This window comes from Actinomycetota bacterium (assembly GCA_036280995.1).
GTDB lineage: Bacteria > Actinomycetota > CALGFH01 > CALGFH01 > CALGFH01 > CALGFH01.
In genome coordinates this window covers 1-5263 of the sequence record DASUPQ010000443.1, presented here as the reverse complement: position 1 = coordinate 5263, position 5263 = coordinate 1, and the positions used below count along the sequence as shown (strand labels likewise).

The 5263-nt window shown below is 68.2% G+C and carries 7 protein-coding genes; 4 read left to right on the top strand and 3 right to left on the bottom strand.

Annotated elements, in window-relative coordinates:
* The coding region (locus VF468_14810; GenBank protein ID HEX5879564.1) for a hypothetical protein at positions 1-354 on the bottom strand (354 nt) is incomplete at its 3' end.
* Between the two features lie 470 nt (positions 355-824).
* Here VF468_14810 and VF468_14805 point away from each other — a divergent pair.
* From VF468_14805 to VF468_14790, 4 genes are all read left to right on the top strand, one after another.
* A complete protein-coding gene (locus VF468_14805) occupies positions 825-1304 on the top strand; it encodes a hypothetical protein (protein HEX5879563.1) in 480 nt (159 codons plus the stop codon).
* Positions 1305-1810: 506 nt separating this feature from the next.
* Positions 1811-2161 carry a DUF3024 domain-containing protein gene (locus VF468_14800; protein HEX5879562.1) on the top strand — a complete coding sequence of 117 codons (351 nt, stop codon included), beginning with the start codon at positions 1811-1813 and terminating at the stop codon, positions 2159-2161.
* Between the two features lie 346 nt (positions 2162-2507).
* Positions 2508-2636 carry a hypothetical protein gene (locus VF468_14795; GenBank protein HEX5879561.1) on the top strand — a complete coding sequence of 43 codons (129 nt, stop codon included), beginning with the start codon at positions 2508-2510 and terminating at the stop codon, positions 2634-2636.
* 1 nt (position 2637) lies between these two features.
* The gene (locus tag VF468_14790; GenBank protein ID HEX5879560.1) at positions 2638-2778 is read left to right on the top strand and encodes a hypothetical protein; all 141 of its coding nucleotides are present in this window, start codon (positions 2638-2640) and stop codon (positions 2776-2778) included.
* 577 nt (positions 2779-3355) lie between these two features.
* On the opposite strand, the gene VF468_14785 is transcribed toward VF468_14790, so the two are convergent.
* Positions 3356-4372: a hypothetical protein gene (locus VF468_14785; GenBank protein HEX5879559.1), complete on the bottom strand. Its 1017-nt coding sequence runs from the start codon at positions 4370-4372 to the stop codon at positions 3356-3358.
* 225 nt (positions 4373-4597) lie between these two features.
* Positions 4598-5161: a recombinase family protein gene (locus VF468_14780; GenBank protein ID HEX5879558.1), complete on the bottom strand. Its 564-nt coding sequence runs from the start codon at positions 5159-5161 to the stop codon at positions 4598-4600.
* Positions 5162-5263: the final 102 nt, after the last annotated feature.

Sequence of the window (5263 nt, the reverse complement as noted above, 5' to 3'; positions counted from 1 at the left end):
TGTAGGCGACATAGAGGCCGAGGGCGAGCTGGGTGGCCCGGTCCTGGCTGCGGCCGGGGCCAGCAGCTCGGTGGCCCGCAGGATCAACAAGGTGGCGGCCACGTTCCCGAACTCGAAGGCCGACACGCCGACCATGAGCCGGCCCAGGAGTCTGGTCAGCACCGGCCGGATGCGCAGCCGCAGCGGTTGGCGCTCGCGCTGCTCGGCTCGGGGGGCGTGGCGGATGGCGTAGACGATGGCCAGGGCGGCCAGCAGGCCGGGGATGATCGAGAGGGCGATGGCGGTCCGTGTGCCGACGACCGGGCGATGACGCTGAGGCGTCTGTGTCCAGAACTGCCAGCAATCTGCCAGCAACAAAGCCTCACATCGCCACAGCCAGCACCGTGTCGCTTTATTGCGATCTGTGTGCTGAGCAGCACTGATATGAGGCAACGCGTGGATGCACGCTGAGATGCGAGCGGCTGGCTCGTCAATGGCATGCAAGGGGTCAGGGGTTCAAATCCCCTCAGCTCCACCACAACTACCAGGGGAAACGCAGCGCCAGGCAACCCCAGCCGGCCGCAGCACCCCAGCAAAACCCCAAAGTGAGCGGTAGCAAGCCCGCCACCAGGGGATTCGAGATCGTAGGCACCTACCTCGCGATCTGAGGCCCGCTTCCCCTGCCGCTGGGCACGCACCCGAGCCCCACCCTGCGCGGCCGTCTGAAGCCGACCAGATCGACGCTACGGGCCGAGGGCGGGCTACCCTGTAGCCGGCGCCTGGGCCGCCCCACCTGCCCGCAATGTCGCGCCGACCCGTCGTTTCTGGCCGACCACAGCGGCATCGTGACCGCCATCACCGGCCCCGACGGCACCCAGCCTTCCCAGTTCGGCGAGCTCACCTGCTTTGCGATCACCAAGGACGCCAACAACGACGCCGCCAAGCTGGTCGAGTTCTTGATGAGCGACGGCTACCTGGACTGGCTGGGGTTGGCCCCCGAAGGCAAGGTCCCGGTCCGGACCGGGACCAGCGACCAGCCGACCAAGTTCACCGATGCCTGGCACCACCTCCAGACCGGCGTCGAGAACAGGAAGCCGCTGTCGGAGGTCTATCCACCCGAGGTGCTGAACGAGCTCGCCACCAGCACCGACACCATGAACCGGTGGGGGTTCCCCCAAGGTCAGGGCCGGCTGGTCGGGGCCCAGCTTGGCACCCTGCCCATTCCCAAGGCCCTGGCCGCCGCCCTCAACGGCACCATGGGCCCGACCGCGGCGGCCGAGCAGGCCCAGGCCGACCTGGAGACAATCGCCCAGACGATCAACTAGGGACGCCCCATCTTGTCGCCGACCCCATGATCGCGGTATCCCGCCCCAGCCACCATCAGGCGGACCGGCAAAGCGGGCTCAGTAGCGGCCATGATCGGCAGCGGTGAGAGAAGGGAGATGGCCGAATCGCTGGTGATCCGGAGGCCACGGTTCGTGGAGTGATGGGGCGCGAATTGAAGGAGATCTGAGGTTCACCGGCGAATCTGGAGGATGCCTGCAGGATGGCCCAAGGGACAACCACGGTCATCAGCGGTCCACAGCGGTCAATCCCAATCCAGGGCATGACCAGTGCAGACAGCGTGACCAGCTTCGCTTGACCACTTCGTCCCTAGATGGCATGTAAGGGGTCAGGGGTTCAAAGCCCCCCAGCCCCAGCAGGCCCATGCTTCTTTCGCTCTCCTCTCAGCGTTGTTTGACTTGGTCGTCAGGTGAGTCGCCTTCTTGCGTCAGTGGGATGCGCCCCGATGTCGCTACATCTCGGGGATCGGGCACGCTAGGGTGACTTCATGGTCACCGGCAACGCCCGCGTGTCGGACCTGGCGGTCGCCAAGGTCCGCAGATTCTGCGATCAGCGCGTCCCCGCCGAGGCCCGGGACGAGGTTTGCCTGGAGGTTACGACCCGGGCCGCCACCATCACCATCGTTGAGCGCCGACCGTTGTGGCAGGGCGGGCCTGGGGCGTGGACGCGCATGTTGATCGCTCAGCTTCGCTACGACACCGCCGCGGGCACCTGGACCCTGTACTGGGCGGACCGCAACCGACGCTGGCACCGCTACGACCACCTCGACCCAACCCCCCAGCTCGACGACCTCCTCAAGGAGATCGACGAGGACCCCCTCTTCATCTTCTGGGGATAGCGCCGCTCCGACCGGGATTGCAGCTCGCGATCGCCTGGATCGGCTGTCCGACGTTGCCCTGCCTGCACCGTCGATCAGGGTAACGATCGCGCGGTTCGGCTCGATCTCGGTCCGTTTATGGTGGGCGCGGCCTCCACGCCACCGACCTCCAACGACACCTTCGCAGAGAGGTAACGGTCCCCTGGCCATTCGGGTCGCACCGGCTGCAGCCGGGCGCTTATGGCGAGGCGTGGCAGCAGGCCTGGAAATGAGCCTGTTGCCTGGCGGATCTAAGGCAGCAGCCCGATGTGGGGCTGCCCGCCTTAGACCTACCGTGGTGTCAGTGAAGACAACGAAAGAGGACACCATGACCACGACGCTCCTGGACTACCACGCCAAGATGGCGGAGCTGCACATCGATGACCTACTGCGCGAGGCCGCAGCCGCCCGCAAGGTGCAGGCCGCCCGCGCCGCCCGGCGCCAGAGGGGAGTCTGACATGGCAGCGCTGCTGTTCGTGGCGGCTGTTGTGATCCTTGCTGTCGTCGGCGGCTTCCTCGGCGCCGACTCCCGCGACGGGGCCGACTGGTCACCGCCCACCCGCACAAACGGTGACCGCCGAGTTCTGCAAGGACCGTAGAAGCGGCGCGAGGTAGTGGGCTGCTGTCATGAGTCCGTCGATGGCGTCCCGAATCCCCGGGGAGATTCCATCTTCAGCGCAGCGGCTCATCCACCGTGAGCCCGCCAGCGGCTAGCTGGCGCATGAGCTGCCCGATCAGCTCGCCGTGCCAGAGATTTGCCAGAAACTGCGCTACACGGACCTCGCCTCGCCTCACGGCACCACCTCCGACAGCGCCTCCCATCTGAGCGGTAATGCGGGGACGTGAGGTGCGGTGCGGCGTTGTGAACCACCGGCGCATCGATGGCATGCGAGGGGTCAGGGCTGTCGGCTGACCGGACTGCTTGAATGAACGCTGTGGGGGCAGTGAGTGAAGCGAGCTGGTTAGCTGTGCGGGTGGGCGTCTCTTGGATATGGAGCTTGGTTGGCCGAGCGAGCGAGGTAGTCGATCCACGTCCGGCCGACTGGGTCGCCGTCACGTCGGCTGGGCCGACTCCTGACCGGCTGAACGCGGCGGCTGCCCGTTGTGGTCGCCGCCGACTTGCGGCAGACAAGCCAGTAGCCAGGCAGCGGCTGCCTGGCTACTGGCGGTTGGTCGTCAGGCGGTGCGTCGGGTCTGGCGGCGGACGAGGAGGAGCAGTCCGGCCCCGGCCACGAGCAGCCCACTGCCGATGGTCAGCAGCATCGGGGTGTGGGGGCCAGTGAAGGGCAGGGTCCCGGGCGTCTGTGGGGTGGTGGGCGTGTCGCCGGTCACGGTGAAGGTCGCGGCGCAGACCGGCGGCCTGGTCGTGAACTGGTAGGTGCCCGGCCGAGTGGGACCGCCGCCGACGCCCTGCAGCGGATCCATCCGGGCCGGGACGAGCACCGCGGTGGCGCGGAAGGCGTCCTGCTCGGAGACGGGGAACTCGCCCAGGTCGACGGCGCCGGTGGTGCCTCCGGCGCCGCTCTGGAAGACCAGCCGCACCGGCTCATCCAGGTTGCCGCAGCCGCGGCCCTCGACAATGACCTCGGTGCCGACGGGGCCGCTGTTCGGGGTCACGGTCAGCCCCTTGGGGGCGACCGGGCCGCCGTCGTCGATCTTCTGGGGGTGGGCGAGGTCGATGACGATCCGGGTCGGGCCGGTCAGCTCGAACACCCGGAAGCCGACCTTACGGGTCACGCCGATGCCGGCGGTGGTCTGGCCCTCGAAGGAGGCCGGGGCGCTGACCTCGCGCAGGGCCGGGAAGTCGGGACGGAGCCGGGTCGGGGTCAGGACCGGGTGGCCGTCCTGGTCGTGGGTCGGGGCCCGGACCACGACCTCCAGGAACGCCGTGCCGCGCAGCTGCAGCGGCTCCCCGGAGCCGTCCAGGCGCACCACCGGCACGTAGCGGACCGAGTAGTAGGAGGGGATGGGGCCGTCGAGCTGGAACACCACCCGGTCGAAGTTGGCGTGGCGGCCGGCCCGTAATCCGACCAGTGTGGGCGAGCCGACCGGCGGGTGCTCGACCACCGTGGGCTCGGTGGAGAACCCGGATTGGGTGCTGGCCAACCCGGCGGCAGGGTCGAAGACAACGGTGACGAGCAGGGCTGCGGCGGCGGCGACAAGCAGCCGAATCAGGAGCCTGGCAACGCGCATGGTGACCTCCTTGCTGACAATTGCGGGCACTACCGTCAGCCTGTGCCCCTGAGGTCACGATGCGACGAACCCGCCGCATCGGCGTGATGTCCGGTTCAGCTCGCTTGGGTCACGGTCAGGCCGCAACCCGGTACGCGAACACTGCCAGATGCGTCCATGACGCGAAGCGGGTGGTGGAACCAAACGGTCTTCCAGGGCGCCGTGGTCGCGCTTCGCCGCGAGTGGTCAGCCTCCGTCGCGGGCGAGATGCCGGTAGATCGAGGCCCGACTGACCCCCAGAGTCGTGGCGATCGCGCTGACCGTGTACTGCCCAGAGCCATGCATCTCTCGAGCCACCTGGAGCTTGTGGGCGGTCATGACCGAGGGTCGGCCGCCCTGGCGGCCGCGGGCTCGGGCAGCAGTCAGCCCGGCGCTGGTCCGTTCGCGGGTGAGGTCGCGTTCGAACTCGGCCAGCGCGGCGAAGACGTGGAAGACGAGCTTGCCGCCAGGCGTGGTCGTGTCGATGGCTTCCTGCAGGCTCCGGAACCCGATCCCGCGCTCAGCCAGGCCAGTGACCGTGTCAACCAGATGTCGCAGTGACCGACCCAGCCGATCTAGTTTCCACACGACGAGGGTGTCGCCCGGGCGCAGCTGGTCTAAGAGCTGCTCGAGGGTGGACCGGTCGGTGCGGGCGCCGCTGGCGGTCTCGGTGAACACCCGGTAGCAGCCGGCGCGCTGGAGGGCGTCGACCTGGAGCTGGGGGTGCTGGTCGGTGGTGGAGACGCGAGCATAGCCGAGCAGGTGTCCCATGCCGTGGAGCGTCGCAGAACCGTGTGACAGGGGTGGTTGATGCCTCCTATTTCAGGCAAGCGGGTGGGGCGGTGGGTGGCGGGCTTGTGAGCTGGTGGTAGA